Here is a 25,386-nt window from a genome sequence, read left to right as displayed (position 1 = left end):
AACGAGGACCCACACATGACGACAATTTCTACTGCAGCCCCGCCGGCACCACAGGCGGCCATCCAGAGCGCGGTGCGCTATCTGCTGCAGAACTACACCCCCAAGGGCAACAAGGTCGGCTGGCTGATGATGGCCTCGATCCTGGTCGAGGCCTGGGACCTTTATTCCATCGCCTTCGTGCTGGTCTTCATCCGCGACCAGTACAATCCCGGCCCCCTGGCACTCGGCCTGGCAGCGGCGGGAACGCAAGGCGGCGCCCTGATCGGCGCGCTGATCGGCGGCTGGCTGTCAGACAAGATCGGACGTCGCGTGATGTTCCTCATCACCATGATCATGTTCGTCATTCTGGCGCTGGCGCAGGCATTCGTGTCCAGCATCGCCTGGCTGATCGTGATCCGCTTCCTGCTCGGCATCCCCTTGGGCAGCGATATCTCCACCGGTTACACCTACATCATGGAATCCATGGCCAAGGGCCAGCGCGAGGTGATGGGCAACCGCTGGCAGTTCATGTTCGCCGTCGGCGAGGTGCTGACGCTCGGCGTGATCGCGATATTCCTGGTGCTCGACATCGATCATGAGATGGTGTGGCGCGTGACGCTCGGCCTCGGCGCCGTGCCTGCACTGATCATCCTGTTCCTGCGCCACGACGTGCCGGAAACGGCGGTGTGGCTGGTGCAGAAGGGCCGCTTCCGCGAAGCCAAGGAGGTCGCACGGCAGATGTACAATGATCCGCTCGACATGCTGCCGAACCAGGACGTCACGCCGCCGAAGCCGCGTCCGTCCGCGTTCATCGCCGATCTGCGCAAGGACCCGATCCGCTGGCGCGCCACGATCTACGGCTGGATCGCCTGTTTCGCGCAGGGTAGCGAGTTCTCCACCTTCGCCTTCTATCTTCCGGTGCTGTTTGCCATGATCGGCGTCTCCTCCATGCTCGGCAACAACCTCGTGACCATGGCGTTGTTCTCGTTCGCCGCCGTATCGGGCTGGGTCGGGCCGCTGCTGACGCCGAAGATCGGCCATCGCGGCATCGCCATCTGGGGTTTCGGCATCGTGCTGGTTTCGCTCCTCATCGCAGCCGTCGCGCTCTACACCGACCACAAATACATCCTGCCGTTCGCCGCCGCCGGCATGCTCTGGGGCCATTATTGGGATGCCTCGAACTGCATGACCATTCCGACCATGGTGGCCAAGCCCGAATATCGCGGCACCGCGAGCGGCTTCGCCTATATGTTCGTGAAGCTGCCCTCGTTCCTGGCGATCTTCCTGTTTCCCGTGCTGTTCACGGCGATCGGCCAAGCCAATGCCACGCTGTTCGTCGCGATCTTCCCGCTGATCGGGCTGCTCGCTGCGATCTTCATACTCCCCGAGGTCTACGGCTACGAACACGACTGACGGCCATCGCCGCCGTAACCAAAAGTCTCGCGACAAAACCGTGGCCCACGCCGGCTCTCCGCCGGCGTGGGCCACAATCGTTTTCTGACTGACGCGACCCAGCAGAGGCCGGGCCGCAGCTGCCTTCATCTCTTTTCTCCGCCACGCGCCGCTCGGTTGCCGCGGACTTCCGCGGGCTCCCACACGCCACCGAACAGGCATGCCAAATTTGTTATTGACAAATTGATTTGCTATTTACTAATTTAACGCCATTCCAAGCATTGATGTTCGGGAAAGCCGCCGCAGAGCGGGGAATCAGGGAAGGAAACCCATGAAGACAAAGCTATTGGCCTGCGTCGGTGTGACCGCAATTTTTGTCGCGATGACTTCCGTGGCGAACGCGCAGATCTCGGATGACGTGGTGCGCATCGGCGTGCTCACCGACCTCTCGAGCTGGGGCCGCGACAATTCCGGTCCGGGCTCGGTGGAAGCGGCGAAGATGGCGGTGGAGGAATTCGGTCCCACCGTGCTTGGCAAGCCGATCGAGATCATCAGCGCCGACCACCAGATGAAGACCGATGTCGGCGTGCAGATCGCGCGCGGCTGGTTCGACAATGGCAAGGTCGACGCCGTCGTCGATATTCCCAATTCCGGCATCGCGATCGCGGTCCATAACCTCGTGCGCGAGCGCAACAAGATTGCGCTCCTCTCCGGGCCCGGCGCGAGCTCGCTGACGGACGAGCTGTGCAGTCCCAACACCGTGCATTTCACCTACGACACCTACGCGCTGTCGAAGGTCACGGCATCAGCAGTGATCAAGGAAGGCGGCAAATCCTGGTTCTTCGTCACCGCCGACTATGCCTTCGGCCACCAGCTTGAAGCCGACGCCACGCGCTTCATCAAGGAGATGGGCGGCACCGTGCTCGGCAGCGTGCGTCATCCCACCAACACCGCCGACTTCTCCTCTTTTGCCCTGCAGGCGCAGAGCTCGAAGGCGGACGTGGTGGCTTTCGCCAATGCCGGCCAGGACACTGACAATGCGATCAAGCAGTCCGGCGAATTCGGCCTGGTCCAGGGCGGCCAGAAGCTCGTGGGTCTCCTGATGTTTGACACCGACGTGCACGCCATCGGGCTGAAGGCGGCGCAAGGCACTTACATGACCACGGCATCCTACTGGAACATGGATGACGCGACCCGCGCATGGTCCAAGAGATTCTTCGCCCGCACTGGTGGCATGCCGACCATGATCCAGACCGGCGTCTACGGCTCGGTGCTGCATTATCTCAAGGCGATCAAGGCTGCGGGTACCGACGATCCCGCAAAGGTCATGGCCAAGATGCGCGAGCTGCCGATCGAAGATACCTTCGTGCACGGCGGCAAGCTGCGCGAGGATGGCCGCGTCATCCGCGACATGTATCTTGCCAAGGTGAAGTCGCCGGAACAGTCCAAGGAGCCCTGGGACTATCTCGACATCGTCAAGACCGTGAAGGGCGAGGACGCGTTCCGTCCGCTCTCGGAATCCAAGTGTCCGCTTGTGAAGAAGTGAGGCAGCCATGAGTGCAGACGGCAAGGCCGCGAATGAGGTTTACGAATGCGACGTGTTGGTGGCCGGCTCCGGCTGCTCCGGCATGGCCGCCGCAATCACCGCGCGCCATCGCGGGCTCAATGTGCTGATCGTTGAAAAGGAGCCGCGCTTTGGCGGCACCACTGCCCGCTCCGGCGGCTGGCTCTGGATCCCCGGCACCTCGCTCGCGCGAGCCTATGGCATTACTGAGAGCCCGGACCAGGCGCGCACTTATCTGCGGCATGAAGCCGGCAACAATTACGACGCCGCGCGGGTCGATGCCTTCCTCGCCGCAGGGCCGGAGGCGGTCGACTTCTTCATGAGCAAGACCGCGCTGCGCTTCGATATGCCGCTGGTCTTCCCCGACTATCATGCGGAAGCGCCGGGCGGCGCGCAGGGCGGCCGCTCCATGGTCACCCGCCCCTTCGACGGACGGGAGCTCGGCGAGCACATCAAGAATCTCGGCGCGCCCCTGCCCGAGCTCACCGTGTTCGGCATGATGCTCGGCTCCGGCAAGGAGATCATCCATTTCATGCGCGCGACCAAATCGCTGACCTCGGCGGTCTATGTCGCCAAGCGTCTGTCGCGGCATTTCCGCGACGTGATGCGCTACGGCCGCGGCATGACCCTGACCAACGGCAATGCGCTCGCGGGACGGCTGGCAAAATCCGCGCTCGACCTGAAGATCCCGTTGTGGCTGTCCTCGCCTGTCAGCGAGCTGATCGTCGAGAACGGAGCCGTGCGCGGCGCGCGCATCCTGCGCGAGGGCCGCACCATCGAGGTCCGCACTAAGCGCGGCGTCGTGCTCGCCTGCGGCGGCTTTCCGCATGACGTGGCGCGGCGCAAGGCAATGTTCCCGCATGCGCCGACCGGCGCCGAGCATTTCTCGCCTGGACCTGTCGGCAACACCGGCGACGGCCTGCGGCTTGCGGAATCCGCCGGCGGACGCGTCGAGAACCGCCTGCCGAATGCCGCCGCCTGGGTCCCGGTTTCGCTGACAACGCGCAAGGACGGCTCGCGCGGCGTGATGCCGCATTTCATCGACCGCGCCAAGCCCGGCGTCATCGCGGTGATGCGCGACGGCAAGCGCTTTGCCAATGAAGGGAATTCCTATCACGACTTCGTCCAGGCCATGACCAAGGCCGCGAAGCCGAACGATGAAATCGCAGCCTTCCTGATCTGCGACCACAAGGCGTTGCGCAAATACGGCCTCGGCTGCGTGCCGCCCTTCCCGATGCCAACAGGCCATCATCTGCGCTCCGGCTATCTGATGCGTGGTGCAACGCTCTCCGAGCTCGCCGCGACAGCCGGGATCGACGCCAAGGGACTGGCCGACACCGTTGCCCAGTTCAATGCCGAGGCCGCCGAGGGACGCGACCCCACCTTCGGCAAGGGCTCGCGCGCCTATAACCGCTATCAGGGCGATGCGCTGCATGGCCCTAATCCCTGCGTCGCGCCGCTAAAGGATGGTCCCTTCTATGCCATCAAGATGGTGATCGGCGATCTCGGCACCTATGCCGGAATCGTCACCGATGCGAATGCGCGCGCACTCGATGCCGATGGCCGGGTCATTCCGGGGCTTTACGCGGCCGGCAACGACATGGCGAGCATCATGGGCGGTAACTATCCCGGCGCCGGCATCACGCTGGGTCCCGCGCTGACCTTCGGCTACATCGCGGGGCGGCATCTGGCCGACAGCGCGGCCGAAAGGAGCGCAGCGTGAGCTCCATCGGCGACACCCTTGCCGGCAAGCGCGCGCTGGTCACCGGCGCAGCGCATGGCAATGGGCGTGCGATTGCGCTCGGCCTTGCCGCGCATGGGGCTGACGTCGTGGTGAGCGATGTCGATCGCGCCGGCGCCGAGCGCACCGCCGCCGATATCCGTGACCGGGGCCGCGGCGCCTGGGCTTTCCCGCTCGATGTGACGGATGCGGCCGCCTGCAACACACTGGCCCGGACCGTCGGACAGGAGGTTGGCGCAATCGCGATCCTGATCAACAATGCCGGCCTCATCATCCGCGAGGGCATCGATTCCCCGCGCGCGCCTGAAAACTGGCGGCGCGTGCTCGACGTCAACCTCACCGGCGTCTTCAATGTCACGCACGCGTTCCTGCCGGCTCTGCGCGAAACCCGTGGCACCATCGTCAATCTCGGCTCGATCGCCTCCTTTGTCGGCATCGGCGGCACGCTCGGCTACGCGCCCTCGAAAGGCGGCGTCAAGCTCCTGACCCAGGCCCTGGCGCGCGACCTCGCGGCCGACGGTATCCGCGTCAATGCGATCGCTCCCGGCGTGATCGAGACCGCCATGACGGAGGCAACGCGCAACGATCCGGCACGGCTTGCCGGCTTCATGGGCCGTACGCCGCAGGGGCGGGTCGGGCAGCCGGACGAACTGGTCGGGCCCGTGGTGTTCCTGGTCTCGAACATGGCATCTTATGTGAACGGCGTAACGCTGCCGGTCGACGGCGGGTTTCTGGCGGCGTAGAAGCGAATGGCATGAGCAGGGAAAGCCGCGGCATTCAATCGATCGAGGTGGGCGGAGAGTTATTGCGCGCGCTCGCCCGCAGCGGCGAGCCGATGATGCTGCGCGACCTCGCGCGCGAAGCAGGCATGCCACCCGCCAAGGCGCATCCCTATCTGGTGAGCTTCTCCCGCATCGGCCTGATCGAGCAGGACGAGACCACCGGGCGCTACGAGATCGGCGCGCTGGCGCTCGAACTCGGGCTGATCAGCCTCCACCGCCTCTCGGCGGTCCGGATCGCAACACCGAAGATCGCCGCGCTGGCCGATGCCATCGATCATGCGGTCTCGCTCGCGGTCTGGGGTACGCACGGACCGACCGTGGTGCGGCTCGAGGAGCCGAGCCATCCGGTGCACATCTCCATGCGCGCGGGATCGGCGATGGCGCTGCTCGAAACCGCGACCGGGCGGGCGTTCGCCGCGTTCCTGCCAGCGAAGACGTTGAAGGCCGCGCTGGACAGCGGCCTCGACCGCCTCGGCATCGGCTACAATCTCAAGCGCTTGAAGAATGCCGAGATCGAGACGATGCTCGACGAGGTACGCCGGCAGGGACTCGCGCGCGCCATCGGCGATCCCTTGCCCGGCGTCAACGCCTTTGCCGCCCCCGTGTTCGATCATTCCGGCCGCGTCGTGCTCGTCATCACCGCCATGGGGCCGGCCGGCACCTTCAACATCAACTGGGACAGCAGCATTGCCGCTGCGTTGCGTGACTGCGCCGGCGAAGTGTCGCAGCGGTTGGGACACGGCGCGGCGAAGGCCGCGGAATAATCGATCCCGAACCATTCGCTGCGCCCGCAGCGTCGCAAATCTGCTTCAGTTCCGGCGTATCTCGCGCCGATGGAGGTGCGGCTTGATCCATATCAAGCGCGCGGCCATCAAACACGCGGATCCTGTGGCATCGCGGCGCAACCATCCTTGACCGCGGCAGCGGAGCCGTGAAGTCCCTCGAACCGTCGAGTGTTCCGATGAAGGGGCCAAGCCGAGCACTTGTGGCAATCGCGGTCGCGCTGACATCGCTCGGCGCGATCTCCCAGGGCGCCCGTGAGCAAGGCGTCACCGATACCGAGATCCGCATCGGCAATCTCATGCCATATACCGGCGCGCTCGCGGCGTTCGGCGCGATCGGCAAGGCCGAGGCCGCCTATTTCGACATGATCAACGAGCGCGGCGGAATCAACGGCCGCAAGGTGCGTTTCATTTCCTATGACGACAAGTCCGACCCGTCGACCGCGCTCGAACTCACCCGGGGATTGGTCGATCAGGACAACGTTCTCCTGATGTTCGGCTCGTTCGGAACGGAGGCCAACCTTGCAGTGCGCAAATTCCTGAACGAGCAGCAGATTCCCCAGCTGTTCGTTGCCTCCGGTGACGACGAGTGGAGCAATCCGGCCGCCTATCACTGGACCATCGGCTGGCAACCCTCGTTCCGGTCCGAGGGCCGCATCTACGCGAACTATGTCCAGGCCTTCTATCCCGGAAAGAAGATCGTCGTGCTCTGGCAGAACGATCAGTTCGGGCGAGCCCTGTTCCGTGGATTGCAGGACGGCCTCGGCGATCTCAGGCGCAACATCATCGTGGATATCGCCTATGAGGCTTCGGATGCGCATCTCGACACGCATGTGTCGATCCTGAAGCAATCGGGAGCGGACATCCTTGTGTTTGCGGGCGAGCCGACGAACGCCGCCCGAACCATACGGATCGTGTCAGACCTCGATTGGCATCCGGTGTTCATGGTGAACGATATGGCAGCGTCGATCGCCACCGCGCTGCGGCCTGCCGGCCTTGAAAATTCGCTCGGTGTCATCTCGGCCTCTTTCCTGAAGGACATGAGCGATCCTGCATGGAAGGACGACCCGGCGACCAAGGCATGGCTGTCGTTCATAGAGCGCTACTATCCTGGCGGAGACAAGGACGACAGCGCGGCACTGTTCGGCTACGCGGCCGCGGAGACGCTGGCCCAAGTGCTCAAGCAATGTGGCGACGACCTGACGCGGGAAAACGTCATGCGGCAAGCGGCCCGGCTCGCGGACTACCAGGCGCCTCCCCTGCTGCCCGGTATCACCATCAGTACGGCGCCGTCTGATTTTCGGCCGATCAAGCAACTGCGATTGATCCAGTTCGATGGCCGCACCTGGCAGCCGATCGACGATATGGTCGAAGGTGCGACCACCGGTGCCGTGAAGAAATAGGCAGGCGGTCGGCCTGCCGCGGCGATAAAGAGATCGCTACTCATACGCAGGCAGATGATATGAGCCCGTTGATTGAAGAGCTCCGGAGCACGCCGCTGCTCTGGTTGCTGGTGCTGGTCCCGATCGTGCTTGTCGCACAATTCCTCTATCCCGAGGCGCATACGCTTCTGTTCGTGTTGTCGGTGCTGGCGATCGTGCCTTTGGCGGCATTGCTCAGCCTTGCCACCGAGTCCGTCGCGATCAGAACCGGCGACATGATTGGCGGCCTGCTCAATGCGACCCTTGGAAACCTCACCGAGCTGGTCATCGCCTTGACGGCCCTGCGCGCCGGTCAATACGTGCTCGTCAAGGCCTCAATTGTCGGAGCCATCCTCACCAACACACTTTTCATGCTGGGAGCCTCGTTCCTGCTCGGCGGCCTCGTGCACCATATCCAGGACTACAATCGCAATACGGCCCGGCTTCAATCCGGGCTGCTATTCCTCGCCACGATCGCAATACTGATTCCGTCGGTTCTCGCCGACGCTGACAATTCCGTGACGAATGCGACCTTTACGAACACGCTGAGCGTTGCGCTCGCTCTGCTGCTTGTGGTCGCCTATGGTCTCGGACTGCTGTTCTCGCTCAAAACGCATCGCGAGTTCTTCGCGAGCGCGCAGCACGGCAGCGAGAGCGAACTGAAATGGCCGCCGTCCCTTGCCCTGACAACGCTGGCGGTCGTCACCGTGCTGGTGGCGCTCGTCAGCGAGGTGTTCGTCGAATCTGTCCAGCAGGCGGCGGTCGCGCTTGGTATCACTCCAGCCTTTGTCGGAGTCATTATCGTTGCGCTTGTCGGTGCCGCGGCCGAAATGGTGTCGGCCTTCTCGGCGGCACGAAAGGACAAGCTTGACCTGAGCGTCAGCATCGCTCTTGGGAGCGCGGTTCAAATTGCGCTGTTCGTAGCTCCGGTCCTGGTGCTCCTCAGCTACCTGATCGGTCCCTCGCCCATGGACCTGCAGTTCTGGCGCGGCGCGGTCGCGATGATGCTGATTGCGTCGTTGACCGCGTCGTTCGTCACGAATGCCGGCCGATCGGCCTGGTTCATCGGGGCGTTGCTTCTTCTGGTTTACGTCATTTTCGGCATGACGCTCTATTTGCTCCCGCCACGCACATGACCGCCGGCCCGGTGATGCCGATAGCACTTATTTGGGATCACGCCCAAGTGTCTGGATCAGGACAGCGAAGATCACCGCGGTCGACCAGCCGAACAGCAGCACCCCGTCCATGGCGGTCATGGGGCCCAAGATTCGCCAGCGCTGGACAGGCACAATGTCCCCATATCCGAGCGTCGTGAAATTGACGAACGCGAAGTAAAAATGATCCGAACCATCAGGCACCGCGTCGACCAGCGCGTAAGCCGCCGCCCATATCCCGATCTCGCACAGATGCGCCGCCATCAGCACCGCGACAGTTGCGATCATCACTGCAATCAATCGAAGCACGGCGAATGCCGGCGCCCTTGCCGCGGTGGCCCGCGCCGCCTCGATGACCACCGTCATCGCGACCGCATGAACGGATATGTCGACGAGACTGATCGCGCTTCCAAAGATGATCTGCCGCAACATGGGGCTCATCCCGATGGCGCCAGGCAACCGTCCAGCGACAGCCGGATGGCACGCGGCCAGTCTGGGTACGACATCCCCAGTCCCGGCACAACGCGCATTTGTCAAAAGAAGAACCCGCCGGCTTGCGGCCAGCGGGCTCCGATATCGTCAAAGCTGGCGGTTAATTAATTCCAACCATGGTTCTTGGTACCCGTCTTCGAGAACTCGAAGAAGTCGAACAGGTCACTGATCGCCGGACGGTTCACCGGGACGTAGGGATTGATCGGCGCGGCGACCGGGTTCGGCAGATTGTCACGGCTGCGGCCGGTGAGCGGCGAGAGGCCCCAGTTGCGCTCGATGAACTTCACGATCGAAACGTGATCGGAATATTCATGCGAGATGTGACCCTGCTTCACGTAAGGCGACACGATGATCATCGGGATACGGGTACCGTCGCCGAAGAAGTCCACCGGCTGCACGTAGCCCGAGTCATAGTAGCCACCACCTTCGTCGAAGGTGATGAAGATCGCCGTATCGGTGGCGTAATCGGAGGCCTCGACCTGGTCGACGATCTTCTTCACGAAGCCTTCAAACAGGTTGAGCTTGGACGAGTTCGGGTGACCGTCGGTGTAGCCGCTCGGCTTGACGAACGAGACCGCCGGCAGGGTGTGCTCGGTAATGTCAGCATACAGGTTGATCGAGTCCTGGATGTGAGCCTTTACTTGAGCCGGGTTCGACATGATCGACGTGTCGTACTGGAACGGATTGCAGATGTTGCAGTACTCGTCGGCTTTCGGACCCGCCGCGCCCCAGTTCAGCTGATAGGGGTCGTTGACGTAGTTGTCCCACTGGTCGCCATAATATTTCCAGGACATGTTGGCTGTATTCATGGCGTCGCCGATGCTCTTGACCGACGACGGCGGGATCGTGAACGGCGTGTTGGCCGGATTGTGGTCGGTGTAGGCATTCTTGCCGTTACCGAAATAGCCCGGGTTGTAGTTGTTGAGCAGGTAGTAATGGCCTGCCTCGCAGTTCGGGTTGATCTTCATCGAGTTGAGATATTCCACGACCGGCTTCACGCCATGCTGGGTGGCGTCGGCGCAGACCGAGTAGGAGCCGCCACCCGAGACCGGGTTGGTCGAGTATGGCGGCGGGAAGCCAGCGTTGCCGCCGGCGCCGTAACCGTCCTCGGCGTACCAGTTGTTGCTGTTCGGGGCCGGGTTCGGGTTTTCGATCATCTGGACGATGCCGGCATCGACCGTGCCGTTGAAGACCTTGACGTTGTTCGGCGGCGTGGCGGCGTTGCCATTGCCGTCGCTGAACCAGATCGCGTCGGCGTGGCCGAGCATGATGTGGTTCGAACCGGTGCCGCCGTTGACGGACTGGTGGAAGTTGTCGCTCATCGCGTAGTTGTTCGCGAGCTTTGTGAAGTAAGGCACATCGCCCTTCTGCACGTTGTAGAAGCCGAGCGCGGTCGAGCCTTCGCCGGTCGTGGTCGCGGTCGGTGAATACTCGGTCGAGAAGTTGGACGGCGGCAGAGCGCCGTTGCCGCCGGCGCCGACGGTCACTTCGACCCAGGCGAACAGGTTGGCGTTACAGCCCGACGGATTGTCCTGGGTGGCCTGCTTGGGGCCGCAGTTCAGCTGCTGCCACATCTGGTAGAAACGATGCACCGGGCTCGCCGCATATGTGTCATAGGGCATGCCGCTGTCATTGGTCAGCTGGAAGGGGCCGGCCGGCAGCGCGCTCACATTGGTGATACGCTGGTCGGGCGTCTTCGAGGCCTGGCCGGTACCGCCGGTCAAGAGGAACTGATAATAGCCCTCGGGCAGACCGCTTTCGGACTGCTTGGCCAGTTCGAGGCTGGCTTCGCAGCTCGTGATCGGCGTTGAGCTCGAGCACTGGTTCGGGATGTAGGAGACCTTGGGTCCGCCCACCAGCGGCGCCGGCAGCTGGTCGTTCGGGAAGTTGGTCTTCGCAGGCGTCAGCAGGAACGCGTCCGCCGGACCTGCGTCCGTGGCCGACTGCTGGTGCGCCTTCTCGAAGTTCGGGCCGGGAATCGCATTCTTGTTGGCATCGAGCTCGATGATGCCCTGCGTCAGCAGGTTGTTGACGCTCTCGCCCGCCGGCTTCGGCTTGAAGGTGGCGAAGACGTGATCGAAGCTGCGGTTCTCGCCGATGATGACGATGACATGCTTGATCGGGGTGATGGGCTTACCAGGTTGAGCCGCAAGCACCGGGGTGATGGTCATCTGGCCCAGCGCCACGGCGCTCAGGCAGAGGCTGCAACTCTGTAGCAAACGTGACTTACGCTTGTTGAGCATTAAAGCTCTCCTTTCTTGTTTTGGTTGGACAGTGTGGTGGACGTTGCAGTGCTCGCCGGCACAACCTGGATTCTTCCCATCATGCCGCCGTCCTCATGCTCGAGGACGTGGCAGTGGTAGACGAAGGTGCCGACGATAGCGGGATCGCGAAAATCCATGCGCAGCCGCACACTGGGATAGGCCAGCATCCGGCTCTTGTAGTAAGGGACGTTCACCGTATCGCGCAGGAAAGGCTCGTGGACGGCTATGCCGTTCCAATCGATGAGCTGGAAATGCAGCTGATGAATGTGAAAATCATGCAGCTCTGTCGAGCGGTTCTCGATGATCCAGTCCTCGACGTCGCCTTGCCTTGCGACGATATCGGGAATGTCCGATTGCGGATCGAACGGCTTCGGTGTCTCGCCGTCCATGGTCAGAAAGAATCGTGTGGGACTGTTGGGATCGTTCGGATTCTCCTGTTGCTCTGAAAAATAAAGCCGCCTGACGTGCACCGGAGCGACGTCGCCGACCCAAGGCCGGGTGGGCGCCGGAAAAGGCTCGGTGCGCGACGGCAGTGAAGTCTGCGGCTCGGGCGCATTCGCATCCGCGGTGATTGCGACCAGCGCGCGGTTGGGATCGTTCTCACCGGCGGGGCCGGTATCCACCGCGCGCGTCACCAACAGTGCGGGCCCGCCGAGCGGTGGTCCCTCGACGATGAATTCGACGCGGGAGCCTGGCGGCAGCCCGATATGGCTGACCCACTGCACGGCCTGCGACGGCGAGCCGTCGAAATGCAGCGGCACGCCATCGATGCCGACAATGCCGAGCTGTTGGGGCGATCGCCCGAAGAGCACGGCAAGATTGAGATAGGTGATGGCGGACGCGTTGAGCACACGCCACAACTGCTTCTCGCCGGGCTTCATCGTTAGCCGCGCCGTCGGATAATCCGGATACGGCACGGGGACGAAGTTCACTGACAGATCCTTCGACGGCTTGCCGAAGCCGGTCCCGCTGTTGACGGCGTCGCCGTCGCTGTCGAGCTGGCTCTTCGACATCGCCGGCTCGGATATTGCAGGTGGCGCCTCCGGGTTGACGAGATCCTGGTCGCGGATCACCAGCACGCGCTCCGGCAGGCCGGCGAGTTGCGGATCGGCACGCTCGATCCCCTCGATGATCAGGGCACCGGACGCACCGCCGAGCACCTGTGTCTTACTGAAACCGTGAAGATGCGGGTGATACCAATAGAGCCCGGGCGCTGCGTCGTCAGGAATCCGCACGCGATAATCGAACACGGGATCGTCGGGCTGGATCGAGGTATGCAACACGTCGTCCTGGTGGCAGACCGGCGGCACCGAGAGGCCGTGGAAATGCAGATTGGTTGAAACGGGCGTCATCGCACCGCTCGCGCACGCATCGACCGGCTTCTTTGCCGTGCAGATCGGACCGTTGATGAGTGCGCGATCGATCTCCGGCTGAGCTGCGGCGAGATCGGTGAGATCGTTCTTGAAGTGAATGAGGAGGAGATCGCCGGGCTTGAGCCGCAGGTTCGGCGACGGCTTTCGGTCCGATGTCAAATAGCAGTAGCGGCTCGAGCCATCCGGCAGCTTCTCGTCATGCACGGACAGATCGAGCTCGAGCACGCCGTCATGGCTGCGCATATCCTGCGGTTCGGCAACGGCGCTGCCCACCGTGGGCCGCGCGCATACGTCGCGCCCCACGTCTCTTGACGCCGACAGGCCCGCCGCGCCAAGAAACGCTGTCACGCTGTTGATCGCTAGCCCCAGAGAAACGGCTGCGATGACGCAGAAAAAAAATGAAAATCGTCGCAACACGCCCAGCCTGTTTTTGCACCGCCGGCAGGCAAAAGCAGGCGCACGCCAGGGTCCGGGTTACTCCGAACCTGCCCCTGCGACCCCGGCCGCCAACGATTTGAACGATTCAAAACTTAGCGACGCGTTGTTGCCGATTTCTGGCAGCTTTCTTACACGCGAATGACATTGATGCGACGGCGGAGCACGCGGTCCGTAAGCGCACGCGAAACTCCCGTTTCCAATCAATCGATTGGATAACTGCACAGCGAAGTGCGCAACGGTTTGAATGTCAGCAGAAACGTTTGTTGAAGACGCGCGCATCGCGTCGCACAGGCGGCATCGCGACGTGTCGCAACAGGTGCAGATTCATCGCGTAATACGGGCAGGTGAGACAATTGCTTGCAGACGCCGAGCGGCCAACGCGCTAGGCAGCCTTTGCGCGCTTCGCGATCTTGGCGACCGTCGCTCGGCTGCATCCGGTCGCTTCCTGCACCGCCGAGTAGGAGGCGCCGCCCTTGAGCATCGCCAAGATCTTCGCGTTCCGCTTCTTGTTTTCCGGGCGGCCCACGTCCTTGCCCTCGGCTTTCGCTCTTTCTTGTCCCTCCATCCGACGACGGCGCCGATCTTCGTAATCCTTGCGCGCGACCGCGGCGAGCATGTCCAGCATCATGCCGTTGATCGCGTCGAACATCCGTGCGGTGAAGTCGTCGACCTCGCCGGTTGCCATCATCCAGCTCGTCGGCAAGTCGAGCGCGACGATGCGGACCTTGCGGGCCGCCAGCTCGACCTTCAAGCGGTCCCAGTCGGCCGCACCGAGGCGTGACAGGCGGTCGACCTGCTCAACCAGGAGCACGTCGCCGGGATGGGAGGCGGCGAGCAGGCGGAACAGTTCCGGACGCGCCAGCTTGGTGCCGCTCTCGTTTTCCAGATACCAAGCGGCAATCTGCATGCCGCGATCTCCGGCGAACTTCTCGACCTGCTGGCGGGCGCCGCTGGTATCCTGCCCATCGGTGCTGGCCCGCAAATAGGCTCTGATAAGGCACATCCGGAAACCCTCCGGTTCAATAAGCTGGTTTCCATACCATTGGCTCATTTAGGGCCATCAATATGATTTTCAAACCAGTCTGTAGGCTAGTTCCGTCAGGGCATTCCAAATTGGACCAACGTGGCGCCCGGTACGAAAATCAAGTGGAAATCCAGAAAAAAGGCTCCTTTCCGCCTACATGAGGCGCTATCGGTTTCCCCGGTGGAACCTCCAAATCCACTTCCGCGTTTACTTCACGGCCTCGGGCAGGGACACCCTTGGGTTTGGTTACATGGTTTTGACAATCATCATCGTGTGGCTCGCGCTGCAGATCCCGTTGGGTGCCCTTATCGGCACGTTCTTCGAGAGAGGCATGGCGCAACCTCGGCGTCGAGAGGAAAAGGCCCGACACGTTGCCGTTAGCGCACCGGGCCCTCTCGCTCCTCCCATTCCGGCAATCAGTTCGTGAAATATCCCGGGTGCTGAACTACCAGCTCCGCGGTCGCGCATAACGGAAAGCAAGTCAGCGCTAACATGCCCCCCGGCATTGGGATTTGGGTCAGACCGGATGCGTCAGACAGCGTCAAAGCAGCCTAATCTGCGATAGTGGATGGCTTAACATTCCGACCGTCACCAGCATGGTTGCGTTTGAGGATGCGGTGGAAGCGTTCAAGCACGGCGGCAGCCGGTCAGAGTACATGGCGCGGCTTTTTCGCCTTGGGATGCCCGCTGGAATGATCCGCTTCGTAGCGCATTGTCCTGGCCGCACCCTGCTGGTGCGTGAGCGCTAATTGGCGCTATTGGATCTACCCCATTTGGGTTGGGTCGCTCCCCAAAGATTCCGCAACTGCGGCGGTTGACAAAACCAGACTCATTTGGAACTTTAAATGATTATTTAAGGGGGTAGCAAAATGAATCGTAGATTAATGACTTTGCTGGCGGCCCTGCCCACGGTAGCTGGTTTGCTTTCGTCTGAAGCCTTCGCCAGCGTGTTGGATAACTTCTCGATATCGGACTCAACCGTCATACAGGGCGGTTCGATTACGGAAAATTTGACTCTTCAGGTTAGCCCCGATCCCGGGTACTGGGGGGCATTCTTCACAGGCGGAACGGTAACATTCACGTCTGGCGACGGGCAGACGCAAACTCAATCAATCGCATACGGAAACTCTCTCCAATCGTTCTCACAAACCTTTAATTATCTAAACCCCGGAAATCTTACTCCTGGATTTTCTTTCACCGCTCAATATTACGACGAGTATACGACTACCCAATATTATTACGTTCAACAGGGTTATTACACTTATTATTCTTGCGGTTTCTTGGAGACCTGCTCGGAGTGGCACGACACGTCGTACTGGGCCAGCTATCCTGTAACGGAATATTCTTCTGCAACGAGTTCAAGTGACGGCTCCGCAAATCTTTCAGTAACGGCCGCCCCCGAGCCCTCCACCTGGGCGATGATGATCTTGGGCTTCGCAGGCGTCGGCTTCCTCGCTTATCGCCGTCGCAATCAGGCGTCCGCATTCACCCCGGCCTGCTGAATCGCGGAAGCTAGTAGCTCCACTTCTGGTATGACAGCGGCCGATCGAAATCCGGACCTTCGGCCGCGAGCCACTTTTGCGCAACAGCGCCGACGCAACGGCGCGGGGCGCCTCGCCTTCGGGTGACGTGAGCTGCAATTTTCGACCGGCACCCGTGATGTAGTGGATGATTTTCATGCCACTCCGTGCCTCGGAAAATTGATCGAGTGTCGGCGCTCGAATCCGCGTGGGGCGCTTCGCATGGCGGATACGTCGTCGCCGAACGCCAGCGTCAACACGAGCGCATCCGCAGTATCACGGCTCGGCAAACCGCGAGACCGCATTTCTGTCACTTGCCTAGCGCTCGCCGCTGCAGCACTGCGGAAATCGCGTCGATTACCGGGCACAGCTTAAAGGAAGTCGATCGAATCCTTCAGGCGCATTATCTCGGCGGCAAATTCGAATTGGCAGTGCAGGCAATGCGGAAGCGTGAAAACCGCGAGCAGAATTAGTGAAACGTAAGTTCCAAACCGAATTGCAAACTACTCATTCCGTTCTCTTCAAAGGCAGCTCTAAGCAATTGATTTTATTGGCGCGCTCGGAGAGATTCGAACTCCCGACCCTCGGAATCGAAATCCGATGCTCTATCCAGCTGAGCTACGAGCGCGCAAGGGCTGCCCGGATAGCAGACTTGTGCGGAAACTTCCACCCGGCGGCGGCCAGAACCGGACGGAATAAAGCCGCTGACAAGTCAACCGCGATTTCCCAGTCGGCGCGAGAACAGCCCGATCACGAGCAGGCCGAACACGAGCAAGGCCGACAGCAGCGCATCGGCGCGGATGATGTGGCGGGGAACGCCGAAATCGTTGTGGGCGAGATTAGCCAGCCATAACGCGGCCGCCGCCGCCATGGCAAGGCCGATCAGCAGGGACGTAAGTTTTGAGAGATGCATGGCAGCGACTATGCGTCGGCCCGGACGGGGACGCAACCCTCGGACCGCTTGCCACGGGACCAGCCGGCCCGGCCGCTTCGATCGCCGCCACAAAGCTCGAACAGGCCCCCTTAACCCGTCGGGCGGGTTCACGCGGCTTCCTGTGGGCAAATGAGCGGTGCATCGAACAAGCCTTAAGAGCCCGGCACGATCAAGGATAGATTGATCGGCATCTCACCATGGGGGGTGCGGGGGATGCAAGCGGCCAGGCCTGCCATCGCGTCTGATCTGACGTCGCTGCTCGAACTGTTTCGCGCCTCGGAGGTCAGCGCCGCAGCAGAACCGGCCGAGCATGCCGCGCGGATCTGGGCCGACATGCTGGGGCATCCCGGCGTTGATGTTTTCGTCGCCAGTGTCGCGAGACAGATTGTTGCGACCTGCATGCTGGTCACCGCGCCGAATCTATTGCGCGGCGGACGGGGACACGGCTTTCTCGAAAACGTCGTCACGCACCCCGACTTCCGCGGCAAGGGTTATGGGCGCGCGGTCGTTGAGGCTGCGCTGGCGACGGCCTGGGCCAGGGATTGTCATCACGTGCTGTTGCAGACCGGGCGCAAGGACCCGCGGGTCCACGCTTTCTATGCAAGCTGCGGATTTATCGGCGGATTGCGCGCCGGCTATGTCGCACAACATCCGGCACAGTGAACCCTGCGCTACTCACCGATGCAATCCTGTACAAAATCCCTGCGCTGCGGGCCGACGACCTTCTGGTCGATCGCCTGCCTCAGGCAGTCGAGGCGAACCTGCTCGACGCACAGCTGCATCTGGTCGGCGCGTTCCTGTCCCTGAAATTTCTGCGCAGCCGCGCGGCAGACGAAACGCCTGGAGGGATTGACCGGGGCTGCGGGCGCCGTCACGTTCTGAACAACAGGCACGGACGGCGTGTTCGTCGAAGGAGGGTTTGCCGAAGGTATCGCCGACTGGGCCAGCGCATCGATCGCGAGGATCAAGCAGCCTGCCCCAAGCAGGCCGCCCAGCAGATGTCTCATCGCTCCCCTCCATCGCCGATGACCGGCCAGATTAAGGATGTAAGGCCTGAACGGAAAATGAATGCCCGCCTCAGCGTGGTCAGGCGCCGCGCGCAAAGCAAGGACTCCGACATCACTTGCCCGCCAGACATCGGAGCCCGCGCAGGTTCAGTGATGCGCTGAAACGCTCCTGACCCATTCCGTCACAAGCTCGGCGCCGGCGAACTGGCCGACATCGCCGAGGCTGATCATGCCTACCATGCGCCTGCTCTTGTTGATGACCGGCAGCCTGCGGATGTGCAGCTGCTCCATGTGATGCACCGCCTTGGCAAGATCGTCGTCATCGCGGCAGCAATGGATGCCCTCTGTCATCACGTCCTTTGCCATCGCGCGCGATGCATCGAAATTCTTGGCGGCAAGCCCTTTGCAGACAATGTCGCGATCAGTCACCATCCCGATCAGCCGATCGTCCTCGCCGACCGGAATGCAGCCGATGTCATGCGCCTTCATCAATTTCGCGAGCTCAGTGACAGGCGTATCCGGCGCGACCCAGTCGACGCCCTTGTGCATCACGTCCTTCACTTTCATGGCCGATCTCCGTTGCTTGAGTTTCAACTGGAACGAATGCAACGCAGCACAGCCCCCTCTTTCGCAACTATACAACTGTCCGGGCCGCGACGGCACAGTCGCGCAATCAAGATCCGGAGAAACGGTGCAAAAGCCGCCAACGCGCGAAATTGTGAAGGGACCCTGCCCCGATTTCGCCCTTCGCGGTTACCATCGTAACATGGCAAGACGTTGAAAGTGTTGAGGATTGCTTGCAATGCAACTGACAATATTGACGCTGGCAGTTCTGGGACTCGCCGCCCTTCCCCCGGCTGACGCACGCGGCAGCCACCACGGCGGATTTGGCCACCGTCACACTATGAGCAGCGGTTCGCACGGCGGTGACAACCTCGCGAGCGACCAGCGGCACGCCAATGACGATTATGTGAAGGCAGCAGCCGAACAGGAGGACAAGCTCCTCGATACCAAGATCAAGAGCATCTGCCACGGCTGCTGATTAATCTCGGGGGCTTCGCCCCCGAGGAAACTACCAAAGGAAGCCAAAACGGGGCTGCTGGGCCACCTGCATCCGGCCTTGAGGATAATATTGCGGCGGATAGCCGTAATAGCCCTGCTGATAATACGGTTGCGGTGCGGGGCGCGCCCTGGCGACCCTGCGTTTGACCGGCGGCTTCGGTTCCGCCTTCTTCACATCTGCGACCGCCTGTTCCTTGGCCTGGTCGGCAGGCAGCTGGGCGAAAGCCTCGCGCACCCGCGCCTTGGCCGAGGCGGACTGCTCCGCTGGCGCAACGGCCTGCACAACGTTTACGGGCGCGGGCATCTGGGCATTGGTATCGAGCACAACGCGCTCGGGCCATTTCTGCTGAGAATGGATCCGGATTGAGGGCACATCCGAAGCGGACGCAACCGTGTCGTCAACCGGCGGCTTTGGCAGTACCGCGGCGCACAGCAACAGCAGTGCGAGCAGCGTCCCGCCGACATACATGAAGTACCGAAGCACCAGCATTGAGTAACACTCCAACCGCGCGGATGCGCGGGAACTACCCCGGTAACAGGTGGTATATCGGTTTGTTCCTTGGCAGAGGTGCCGGTTCAACGGCGGCGGTAACTTTTTCGCCATCAGCCAGCCACCATCAGCCAGCCATGGGCGCCTGCCTGTGCGCAGTCTTATGCTAAGACCTGCTTGCCGACACCAGCGCGCATTTAGCCTTGCTGGCATTAACGTTGACAAAGCCAATATGCAGCCGCTCGAAGCTCTTGCGGCTGCGCATCTCGACGGTGCCGGGAACCAGCCGGATGCGATCGGTCAGATGGCGGCCGTCCCGCCGGATGAAGGCACAGGCGATCGCGACATCCTTCACCGCGTAATCGTTCCCGTTACGCAGCGTGAAGCTCACCTGCGCATTCGAGCCGAGCCCGCCGCGGCGGAAGGACTGTCCCGACAGTCTTAACCTGTCGAGCGGCGTCGGCTGTTGGGGGGCAACGGCCTCCGAGGTGAAGGGATCGTAAGCGACCGCGCGCTGCGCCGGATCGTCGGCCGGTGGCACTGCAACCGCCGCAAGGGTGGAGTTTACCACCTCACCCCCAGCAACGCCTCCGCGTGACCCCGACATCACGAGCCAAGCCCCGGCACCCACTACCAGCGCCAGCGGCAACAGCAGAAACCTTGTCTTGAAAAGCCGTGTCGGCGACGGCTCGGACGATTGCGACAAGCCCACTCGAGTCCAATCGAGCCCGCCCCAGCCAATCCGATCAAATCCGATACGACCAAGCCTAGTGCTCATGGCAGCACCATCGACTGCGAGCCTGTCGACCCGCACTCGACCAATGAATTGCGCGGCAAATAGTTCCCTCAAATCCCGACTATTGGAAGGCGCGAGGCGCGCTGCACCAAGACCAAGGGATGGAAAGAACAGGACGCGGCCGGTAAGATTGCGCACCAAGCGGCGCGGCTTTTCAACCAAGCTTACGTCAAGCTGAAGGCGCGCCGCATTCAAGAAGTCTGATGGGGAAAGCCAATGCCGATCGTTACCTGGGATCACGTTCACCTGCGCACTCCCGATCCGGAGGCGATGGCAGCCTGGCTCGAAAACGTGCTCGGCGGCGTCGTCATCCGTGGCCCCGGCCGCATCGACGTCAAGCTCGGCGGCGCCAATGTGTTCATCGCCAAGGTCGAGCCCGGCGACGGCGTCAATGCGCCGCCCACGACGCCCTATCGGGGCCTCGACCATTTCGGGCTGACGGTGAAGGACATCGACGCCGTCGCCGCAGAGATCAGCGCCAAGGGCGTCGAATTCACCAAGGAGCCGACCACCATCCGCCCGGGCGTACGCATCTGCTTCATCCGCGGACCGCAGGGCATCTCGATCGAGCTTCTGGAGCGCGACGCGAAATATGCGTGAGGCCTGAAGCACGATGAGTACGAGGCAGAGCCCGGATGAGCGAAAGCGATATCCGGGAACCGCGCCTGTCCAGCCTCCCGCACGTTGCTTGCGCTCATGCGGGCTACTGATGCTTTCGAGGGATTAAGTCATGCTTCCCGGCATGAAGCAGCGGATCGAGATACCGAGATAGCCGCGAATCGGCCAGACCATGGTGCGGCCGATTCGGTTGGGCTCGGTGATGACTGCCTCGTCCGGTACCTCGACCCATTCACCGTCGAGGCGCACCCGGTAATGACCGTTGGCGGTCTCCCAGTCGACATCGGAGACCGCGGTTCCGTCCGCATCCGAGCAGCACGGCCCCTTGCCGCTGCGCAAGCTCTCGAACCATTGGTGCAACTCGGGATTCTGCGCCGCATAGCGTCCGTCCGGATCGCGCGCTTGCGAAGCTTGCGCCGTCAGTATCACAAGCAGAGCGGCGCAGGCCAATCGAAGCGGCAGTTTCCAGCGGCCATCACATCGGTGTGAGTCATTCTGATATGCATACGCGTCACTAAACTGACGCGGCTCATGGCCGCCGGAATCAATCCAGTTGCTCATTTCGTCATGCTCCAGCACCTACCCCAGGGTGCATCGATAGCCATGCATTAAGCGGGCCAATCCGAGATTCGCTCAATACGGAGGACTACGGGAGGTGGAGACTGCATCCCCATCGAAGGCCGGCCAGAGAATCGCCTGCAAGCCGCCGAGACCACCGAACGGTATTTGCGCAAGCGTGAAGTTTGCGCAGTCCGTGCCTTTCAACCTGTCGCGTTGACGCTGTCGCTTGCGACCGCCACAATGCTGTCGATCAATGGCAAACCGGTCTTGGGGCATGAAGAACGGTCTGTATTCCATCCATGTGAGCCTGCTGGATGGGCGCGTCGGCAAGGGCAGCGGCGTGGTGGTGTTCCGCGACGGCAAGATCGTCGGCGGCGACGCTTACCTCTATTACACCGGCACCTATTCGGTGAAGGACAACACCTTCAAAGGTGAGGTGCTGATCCGCCGACACACCTCGAGCAAGGACGACAATCCTCTGTTCGGCGGACCGAGTCCGGTCGGCGTCGGGGTCTCCGGCACCTTCACCGACAAGGACGCCGTGATGAACGGCACCGCGCTGGTCGGCAATTCAAGCCAGCTGTTCGGCGCCACGCTGCGCAAGCTCTCAGATATCGACTAAAGCACGATGAGATTTGGTTGAATCGTCATAGCGCTTCAGGTCTTTGATTGAGCATGATCTTTTCGGAAAACCGCTACACACTTTTCCGGATCATGCTTTAGAACACGACCCAGTCCCGACGGGCTCGCCGCTAGAGTGGCCGCGCGCGGCGGGTCTCGTACTCGAGGCGACATGCTCCGCTGAAATCGTGCAAGAGATCGATGGAATGGCCCTTGGCCATATCGCGCAGATCGGCAAAGCTCTTGTCGGGCTCGGAATAGGTATCCATGATTTTCTGAGCCACCCGTTCGGCCTTTTCTCACCTGACGACAGAACCCGCATGCGCGAGATTTTCGCATAGAGTCCGATCAGGCCGGGATAGTCGGGGTTTCCATGCTGGAGCGCATCGATATAGCACCTCGAAGCGACTTCGATGAAGTCGCGATAGATGTCCTGCCGGCGCAAGGTCTCCGTGGTGAACCACTGCGACTGCGCCATTTCACGCTGCGTGAACCAGACAGCCACCGCCGAGGTGAGGCCGCCGATCGCTGCTCCGGACAATGCCGCGAAACCGAAAATCAACGATGGGTCCATTGTTCACGACCTAGGCTGCGAAGGAGAAAACAACCCTATTCTGCGGCCATTTCCAGCGGGGCGGTGCGCGGCAGGATCATCTGGATGCGGGTGCCGCCGCCGGGCTCGGAGTCGAGATCGAGCCGGCCGCCGAGCCGGTTGGTGACGATGCTGTAGACGATATGCAGGCCGAGGCCGGTGCCGCCCTGGTCGCGGCGGGTGGTGAAGAAGGGATCGAAGGCGCGGCGGCGCACATCGAGGCTCATGCCGACGCCATTGTCGGAGAAGATGATCTCGACATTGTCCTTGCCGGACTCGCGCGCGGAAATCGCGATGATTCCGGGCCGGCCGTCCGGAAAGGCATGCGCCACCGCGTTAAGGAACAGGTTGGTCAGTACCTGCCCATAGGGACCGGGATAGGAGTTCATCATCAGGTCCGGCTGGCAATCCACCTGTAACGTGAGGTTATGCTTGCGCAGGCCCGGCCGCAGGCTCAGCACCACCTGCTCGGTCAAGTCGGCGAGATCGAAGCTGCGCTGGTCCGAATAGTTGCGGTCGGCCGCGACCTGCTTGAACGACTGGATCAGTTCCGCGGCACGGTTGAGGTTGGCGACGAGCTGCGAGGAGGCGTCGCGGCTGGTTGCCAGGAAATCGTTCAGGCTGGAGCGCCGCAACTCGCCTCGCGCCACCTCGGCGCCGAAATTCGCGGTCTTGCGCTCCAGGGCCGAGGCCACTGTCAGGCTGATGCCGACGGGATTGTTGACCTCATGGGCAACGCCGGCAACGAGCCGCCCGAGCGCAGCAAGCTTCTCCGCCTCGATCAGCGAGGCCTGGGTCTCACGCAGGTTTCGCAGCGCGGTCTCGGCGGCATCGCGCGCCTTTCGCATCTCCTGCTCGCCGCGCTTGCGCTCGCCGATGTCCAGCGCCACCGTGACGATACGCTCGATCTCGCCGTCGGAATCGAGCAACGGCAGCTTGTTGACCAGCCAGTGGCGCATGTTGGCCTTGGAATCCAGGTACTCCTCCTCATAGAAGCCCAGCCCCTTCCTGGTCTTCAGCACCTGCTTGTCGTTCTCGTCCGTCTTTGCCGCGCCATAGCGCGACATCAGCTCGCTCGTGGTACGGCCGATCGCTTCCGCCGGCTCGACGCTGAAAATACCGGCCATGTAGCGGTTCATCAGCACATAGCGCAGGTTCCTGTCCTTGACGTTGATCACAGCGGGCACGGTGTCGATGACTTGCTGCAATAGCCGTCGGCCTTCGGCGATCGCGTCTTCGGCGCGCTTCTGGTCGGTGATGTCGCGCAAGGTGCCTTCATAGCGCACAACCTCACCATGCTCGTCGCGTACCACGGTCGCGCTGTCAGAGAGCCAGAGGATGCCACCGCTGCGCTGGCGCACCTGGTATTCGAAGTCGCGCACCATGCCATCACGCTGCATCAGCCGCTTGTATTCCTCGCGCGCTTCGGGATGCACGTAGACATTGGTACTGACGTCGCCGATGTCGGTGATCAGCTGCCTCGGCGTCTCGTAGCCCATCATGCGCGCCAGCGCCGGATTGGCATTGAGCAACTGGCCGCCGGGCGTGGTCACGTAGATGCCGTCGATGGAGGCCTCGAACAGCTTGCGATAGCTCTCTTCCGCCAGCCGCTGTTCGGTCAACGCCCGCACCGCCGCCTCGCGCGCCGCATCGGCGTCGACCAGCGTACGCCGGAACACCTCGGCGGCACGGGCGATGTCGCCGATCTCGTTGGCCACGTCCGTCGCCGGGATCGAGGCATGTTTCTCGCCGGCGGCAAGCGCCCGAATCGAGCCTGCGATTGCGACCAATGGGCGCACGGTGCGGCGGACCACGAAGGAGGCCGCAAAGGTGCCGATCAAGACGCCGATGGTCGAGAGGATGATGCTCTGCCATTTGGCTTCCGCTAGCGTCCGGGCGAAATCACGGCCAAGCACCCGCCCCTGCTGCGCGCTGAGCTCACGCAACAACTCGGTCACGCGGCCGATCAGCCGGCCCTCGGTGCCGAGCACATCCTTGTCGAGGGAGGAGATCTCGCTTTCGGTTCCGGCAATGGCAATGATGGCCTGCGCATAGGCGTCGGCGGCCGCACGCAGGGTCGGATCCGCGATCATCAGCGCCTTCATCCGCTTCGCTGCCTGCTCGGCGCCGGCCGGATCGTTGGCAAGAAGCGCGGCCGCGATCTCGTTCTGGGTCCGGAACAGGGTTCGCGCGACAATGCGGTCCGGCTGATCGGCGACCGCCTGCTCGAAGCCGGCGCGGACCGGCGGCAGCGCGGCAAGCAGGTCGGCGCGACGCGAGATCAACGCCGAGACGCGCTCGATGCCCTCGCGGTAGTTCGCAAGCCGCTGGCTGACCCCGTCGATCATGGCCTGCTGGTCGGGCGCGAGCTGCAGCCGGGTCTTCTTTAGAAGCGCGCTGAGTTCGGACGCCGCCTCCGCGACCCGGTCGGACTGGTCCGAGGGGTCGGTGACGAAATCGCGCGCGGCGAGCCTGAGCTCGTTCATCTGGCGGTCGATGCCCTCGGCGAGGTCACCGACGTCCTGCAGCCGCCGCAATTCGCTGAAGGTGCTGTCGATGTGGCGGATGGCGATGACGCTCGCCATCGAGGTCGCGGCAATGATGACCAGCAGCAAGAGAAAGCTGCCAAAGGTCAATTGCCCGATCGAGAGCGAGAACGATCGGGCTCGTTGCAGAAGCGCCGCGAAGGCAGGTGGCATGACAGTACGGGCTCGAACCTAAAAGCCCATTATAAGATGGATTTCGGCCATGCGAACAAGTCGGAAACACCGGGCCTCGC

Annotated in this window: 26 protein-coding genes and 1 tRNA gene; 14 read left to right on the top strand and 13 right to left on the bottom strand. The window is 62.3% G+C overall.

Features of this window, described 5'->3' with window-relative positions; all coding sequences use genetic code 11:
* Positions 1-24: 24 nt before the first annotated feature.
* The 7 genes from A3AI_RS0133945 (at position 25) to cax (ending at position 8,797) form a co-directional block, all read left to right on the top strand.
* Positions 25-1,392, top strand: coding sequence for an MFS transporter (locus A3AI_RS0133945; protein ID WP_024519818.1), 1,368 nt, complete (start codon positions 25-27; stop codon positions 1,390-1,392).
* 310 nt (positions 1,393-1,702) lie between these two features.
* A complete protein-coding gene (locus A3AI_RS0133940; protein WP_024519817.1) occupies positions 1,703-2,917 on the top strand; it encodes an ABC transporter substrate-binding protein in 1,215 nt (404 codons plus the stop codon).
* A gap of 7 nt (positions 2,918-2,924) precedes the next feature.
* Positions 2,925-4,658 carry an FAD-dependent oxidoreductase gene (locus tag A3AI_RS0133935; RefSeq protein ID WP_024519816.1) on the top strand — a complete coding sequence of 578 codons (1,734 nt, stop codon included), beginning with the start codon at positions 2,925-2,927 and terminating at the stop codon, positions 4,656-4,658.
* Positions 4,655-5,419 carry an SDR family NAD(P)-dependent oxidoreductase gene (locus A3AI_RS0133930; RefSeq protein WP_024519815.1) on the top strand — a complete coding sequence of 255 codons (765 nt, stop codon included), beginning with the start codon at positions 4,655-4,657 and terminating at the stop codon, positions 5,417-5,419. Before A3AI_RS0133935 ends, A3AI_RS0133930 begins: the two co-directional genes overlap by 4 nt.
* Positions 5,420-5,430: 11 nt before the next feature.
* Positions 5,431-6,222, top strand: coding sequence for an IclR family transcriptional regulator (locus tag A3AI_RS0133925; RefSeq protein WP_024519814.1), 792 nt, complete (start codon positions 5,431-5,433; stop codon positions 6,220-6,222).
* Between the two features lie 197 nt (positions 6,223-6,419).
* Positions 6,420-7,643, top strand: coding sequence for an ABC transporter substrate-binding protein (locus A3AI_RS0133920; RefSeq protein ID WP_024519813.1), 1,224 nt, complete (start codon positions 6,420-6,422; stop codon positions 7,641-7,643).
* Positions 7,644-7,702: 59 nt separating this feature from the next.
* Complete coding sequence (gene cax, locus A3AI_RS0133915) at positions 7,703-8,797, top strand: calcium/proton exchanger (protein WP_024519812.1); 1,095 nt, start codon at positions 7,703-7,705, stop codon at positions 8,795-8,797.
* A 27-nt stretch (positions 8,798-8,824) separates the two neighbouring features.
* Here the strand turns inward: cax and A3AI_RS43970 are convergent, their stop codons facing one another.
* The 3 genes from A3AI_RS43970 to A3AI_RS0133900 form a co-directional block, all read right to left on the bottom strand.
* Positions 8,825-9,247 (bottom strand): potassium channel family protein, encoded by a 423-nt coding sequence (locus A3AI_RS43970; RefSeq protein WP_036050559.1) that lies wholly within the window; start codon positions 9,245-9,247, stop codon positions 8,825-8,827.
* A 164-nt stretch (positions 9,248-9,411) separates the two neighbouring features.
* The gene (locus tag A3AI_RS0133905; protein ID WP_051382601.1) at positions 9,412-11,550 is read right to left on the bottom strand and encodes an alkaline phosphatase family protein; all 2,139 of its coding nucleotides are present in this window, start codon (positions 11,548-11,550) and stop codon (positions 9,412-9,414) included.
* Positions 11,550-13,292: a multicopper oxidase family protein gene (locus tag A3AI_RS0133900; RefSeq protein ID WP_024519810.1), complete on the bottom strand. Its 1,743-nt coding sequence runs from the start codon at positions 13,290-13,292 to the stop codon at positions 11,550-11,552. Before A3AI_RS0133900 ends, A3AI_RS0133905 begins: the two co-directional genes overlap by 1 nt.
* A 34-nt stretch (positions 13,293-13,326) precedes the next feature.
* Between A3AI_RS0133900 and A3AI_RS48210 the strand changes: the two genes are divergently transcribed.
* On the top strand, positions 13,327-13,524 hold the full coding sequence (locus A3AI_RS48210; protein WP_156928056.1) for a hypothetical protein: 198 nt from the start codon (positions 13,327-13,329) through the stop codon (positions 13,522-13,524).
* 240 nt (positions 13,525-13,764) lie between these two features.
* On the opposite strand, the gene A3AI_RS0133890 is transcribed toward A3AI_RS48210, so the two are convergent.
* Positions 13,765-14,385, bottom strand: coding sequence for a recombinase family protein (locus A3AI_RS0133890; protein ID WP_036050556.1), 621 nt, complete (start codon positions 14,383-14,385; stop codon positions 13,765-13,767).
* Between the two features lie 905 nt (positions 14,386-15,290).
* Between A3AI_RS0133890 and A3AI_RS0133875 the strand changes: the two genes are divergently transcribed.
* Both A3AI_RS0133875 and A3AI_RS0133870 read left to right on the top strand, forming a co-directional pair.
* Positions 15,291-15,908, top strand: coding sequence for a PEPxxWA-CTERM sorting domain-containing protein (locus tag A3AI_RS0133875; RefSeq protein ID WP_024519807.1), 618 nt, complete (start codon positions 15,291-15,293; stop codon positions 15,906-15,908).
* A gap of 206 nt (positions 15,909-16,114) precedes the next feature.
* Positions 16,115-16,399: a hypothetical protein gene (locus A3AI_RS0133870; RefSeq protein ID WP_024519806.1), complete on the top strand. Its 285-nt coding sequence runs from the start codon at positions 16,115-16,117 to the stop codon at positions 16,397-16,399.
* Between the two features lie 78 nt (positions 16,400-16,477).
* Here the strand turns inward: A3AI_RS0133870 and A3AI_RS0133865 are convergent.
* Both A3AI_RS0133865 and A3AI_RS0133860 read right to left on the bottom strand, forming a co-directional pair.
* Positions 16,478-16,554 (bottom strand) — tRNA-Arg (locus A3AI_RS0133865).
* A gap of 84 nt (positions 16,555-16,638) precedes the next feature.
* Positions 16,639-16,839, bottom strand: coding sequence for a hypothetical protein (locus tag A3AI_RS0133860; RefSeq protein WP_024519805.1), 201 nt, complete (start codon positions 16,837-16,839; stop codon positions 16,639-16,641).
* A gap of 234 nt (positions 16,840-17,073) precedes the next feature.
* On the opposite strand from A3AI_RS0133860, the gene A3AI_RS0133855 reads away from it, so the two are divergent.
* Positions 17,074-17,523 carry a GNAT family N-acetyltransferase gene (locus tag A3AI_RS0133855; RefSeq protein WP_024519804.1) on the top strand — a complete coding sequence of 150 codons (450 nt, stop codon included), beginning with the start codon at positions 17,074-17,076 and terminating at the stop codon, positions 17,521-17,523.
* Positions 17,524-17,531: 8 nt separating this feature from the next.
* Here A3AI_RS0133855 and A3AI_RS0133850 read toward each other — a convergent pair whose 3' ends face one another.
* The gene (locus tag A3AI_RS0133850) at positions 17,532-17,867 is read right to left on the bottom strand and encodes a hypothetical protein (protein WP_024519803.1); all 336 of its coding nucleotides are present in this window, start codon (positions 17,865-17,867) and stop codon (positions 17,532-17,534) included.
* 147 nt (positions 17,868-18,014) lie between these two features.
* Complete coding sequence (locus A3AI_RS0133845) at positions 18,015-18,434, bottom strand: CBS domain-containing protein (protein ID WP_024519802.1); 420 nt, start codon at positions 18,432-18,434, stop codon at positions 18,015-18,017.
* A 235-nt stretch (positions 18,435-18,669) separates the two neighbouring features.
* Here A3AI_RS0133845 and A3AI_RS48205 point away from each other — a divergent pair, with 235 nt between their 5' ends.
* Entirely contained in the window at positions 18,670-18,909 is a 240-nt protein-coding gene (locus A3AI_RS48205; protein WP_156928055.1) for a hypothetical protein, read from the top strand.
* Between the two features lie 30 nt (positions 18,910-18,939).
* On the opposite strand, the gene A3AI_RS0133835 is transcribed toward A3AI_RS48205, so the two are convergent.
* Both A3AI_RS0133835 and A3AI_RS0133830 read right to left on the bottom strand, forming a co-directional pair.
* The gene (locus tag A3AI_RS0133835) at positions 18,940-19,419 is read right to left on the bottom strand and encodes a hypothetical protein (RefSeq protein ID WP_024519801.1); all 480 of its coding nucleotides are present in this window, start codon (positions 19,417-19,419) and stop codon (positions 18,940-18,942) included.
* 166 nt (positions 19,420-19,585) lie between these two features.
* Positions 19,586-20,197, bottom strand: a complete 612-nt coding sequence (locus A3AI_RS0133830) for a flagellar basal body-associated FliL family protein (protein WP_036050577.1) — start codon at positions 20,195-20,197, stop codon at positions 19,586-19,588.
* Positions 20,198-20,431: 234 nt separating this feature from the next.
* Here A3AI_RS0133830 and A3AI_RS0133825 point away from each other — a divergent pair, with 234 nt between their 5' ends.
* Complete coding sequence (locus tag A3AI_RS0133825; protein WP_024519799.1) at positions 20,432-20,815, top strand: VOC family protein; 384 nt, start codon at positions 20,432-20,434, stop codon at positions 20,813-20,815.
* Between the two features lie 123 nt (positions 20,816-20,938).
* Here A3AI_RS0133825 and A3AI_RS0133820 read toward each other — a convergent pair whose 3' ends face one another.
* Complete coding sequence (locus A3AI_RS0133820; protein WP_024519798.1) at positions 20,939-21,394, bottom strand: hypothetical protein; 456 nt, start codon at positions 21,392-21,394, stop codon at positions 20,939-20,941.
* 274 nt (positions 21,395-21,668) lie between these two features.
* On the opposite strand from A3AI_RS0133820, the gene A3AI_RS0133815 reads away from it, so the two are divergent.
* On the top strand, positions 21,669-22,016 hold the full coding sequence (locus A3AI_RS0133815; RefSeq protein WP_024519797.1) for a GrlR family regulatory protein: 348 nt from the start codon (positions 21,669-21,671) through the stop codon (positions 22,014-22,016).
* A gap of 130 nt (positions 22,017-22,146) precedes the next feature.
* On the opposite strand, the gene A3AI_RS48970 is transcribed toward A3AI_RS0133815, so the two are convergent.
* A complete protein-coding gene (locus A3AI_RS48970) occupies positions 22,147-22,284 on the bottom strand; it encodes a hypothetical protein (RefSeq protein ID WP_198030291.1) in 138 nt (45 codons plus the stop codon).
* Between the two features lie 340 nt (positions 22,285-22,624).
* On the bottom strand, positions 22,625-25,306 hold the full coding sequence (locus A3AI_RS0133805; RefSeq protein WP_024519796.1) for a PAS domain S-box protein: 2,682 nt from the start codon (positions 25,304-25,306) through the stop codon (positions 22,625-22,627).
* Positions 25,307-25,386: the final 80 nt, after the last annotated feature.

Origin of the sequence: Bradyrhizobium sp. Tv2a-2, assembly GCF_000472425.1 — a bacterium.
In the GTDB taxonomy this organism is placed as follows: Bacteria; Pseudomonadota; Alphaproteobacteria; order Rhizobiales; family Xanthobacteraceae; genus Bradyrhizobium.
Note: the sequence above shows the minus strand (reverse complement) of the source record. Positions and strands in the feature narration are given on the sequence as shown.

Excerpts from the sequence above, each read along its gene's own strand:
- A3AI_RS0133940 (WP_024519817.1), top strand. The coding sequence starts at position 1,703 with ATGAAGACAAAGCTATTGGCCTGCGTCGGTGTGACCGCAATTTTTGTC.
- A3AI_RS0133935 (WP_024519816.1), top strand. The coding sequence starts at position 2,925 with ATGAGTGCAGACGGCAAGGCCGCGAATGAGGTTTACGAATGCGACGTG.
- A3AI_RS0133925 (WP_024519814.1), top strand. The coding sequence starts at position 5,431 with ATGAGCAGGGAAAGCCGCGGCATTCAATCGATCGAGGTGGGCGGAGAG.
- A3AI_RS0133920 (WP_024519813.1), top strand. The coding sequence starts at position 6,420 with ATGAAGGGGCCAAGCCGAGCACTTGTGGCAATCGCGGTCGCGCTGACA.
- cax (WP_024519812.1), top strand. The coding sequence starts at position 7,703 with ATGAGCCCGTTGATTGAAGAGCTCCGGAGCACGCCGCTGCTCTGGTTG.
- A3AI_RS43970 (WP_036050559.1), bottom strand. The coding sequence starts at position 9,247 with ATGTTGCGGCAGATCATCTTTGGAAGCGCGATCAGTCTCGTCGACATA.
- A3AI_RS0133905 (WP_051382601.1), bottom strand. The coding sequence starts at position 11,550 with ATGCTCAACAAGCGTAAGTCACGTTTGCTACAGAGTTGCAGCCTCTGC.
- A3AI_RS48210 (WP_156928056.1), top strand. The coding sequence starts at position 13,327 with ATGACGCAGAAAAAAAATGAAAATCGTCGCAACACGCCCAGCCTGTTT.
- A3AI_RS0133890 (WP_036050556.1), bottom strand. The coding sequence starts at position 14,385 with ATGTGCCTTATCAGAGCCTATTTGCGGGCCAGCACCGATGGGCAGGAT.
- A3AI_RS0133875 (WP_024519807.1), top strand. The coding sequence starts at position 15,291 with ATGACTTTGCTGGCGGCCCTGCCCACGGTAGCTGGTTTGCTTTCGTCT.
- A3AI_RS0133860 (WP_024519805.1), bottom strand. The coding sequence starts at position 16,839 with ATGCATCTCTCAAAACTTACGTCCCTGCTGATCGGCCTTGCCATGGCG.
- A3AI_RS0133855 (WP_024519804.1), top strand. The coding sequence starts at position 17,074 with ATGCAAGCGGCCAGGCCTGCCATCGCGTCTGATCTGACGTCGCTGCTC.
- A3AI_RS0133850 (WP_024519803.1), bottom strand. The coding sequence starts at position 17,867 with ATGAGACATCTGCTGGGCGGCCTGCTTGGGGCAGGCTGCTTGATCCTC.
- A3AI_RS0133845 (WP_024519802.1), bottom strand. The coding sequence starts at position 18,434 with ATGAAAGTGAAGGACGTGATGCACAAGGGCGTCGACTGGGTCGCGCCG.
- A3AI_RS48205 (WP_156928055.1), top strand. The coding sequence starts at position 18,670 with ATGCAACTGACAATATTGACGCTGGCAGTTCTGGGACTCGCCGCCCTT.
- A3AI_RS0133835 (WP_024519801.1), bottom strand. The coding sequence starts at position 19,419 with ATGCTGGTGCTTCGGTACTTCATGTATGTCGGCGGGACGCTGCTCGCA.
- A3AI_RS0133830 (WP_036050577.1), bottom strand. The coding sequence starts at position 20,197 with ATGAGCACTAGGCTTGGTCGTATCGGATTTGATCGGATTGGCTGGGGC.
- A3AI_RS0133825 (WP_024519799.1), top strand. The coding sequence starts at position 20,432 with ATGCCGATCGTTACCTGGGATCACGTTCACCTGCGCACTCCCGATCCG.
- A3AI_RS0133820 (WP_024519798.1), bottom strand. The coding sequence starts at position 21,394 with ATGAGCAACTGGATTGATTCCGGCGGCCATGAGCCGCGTCAGTTTAGT.
- A3AI_RS0133815 (WP_024519797.1), top strand. The coding sequence starts at position 21,669 with ATGAAGAACGGTCTGTATTCCATCCATGTGAGCCTGCTGGATGGGCGC.
- A3AI_RS48970 (WP_198030291.1), bottom strand. The coding sequence starts at position 22,284 with ATGGATACCTATTCCGAGCCCGACAAGAGCTTTGCCGATCTGCGCGAT.
- A3AI_RS0133805 (WP_024519796.1), bottom strand. The coding sequence starts at position 25,306 with ATGCCACCTGCCTTCGCGGCGCTTCTGCAACGAGCCCGATCGTTCTCG.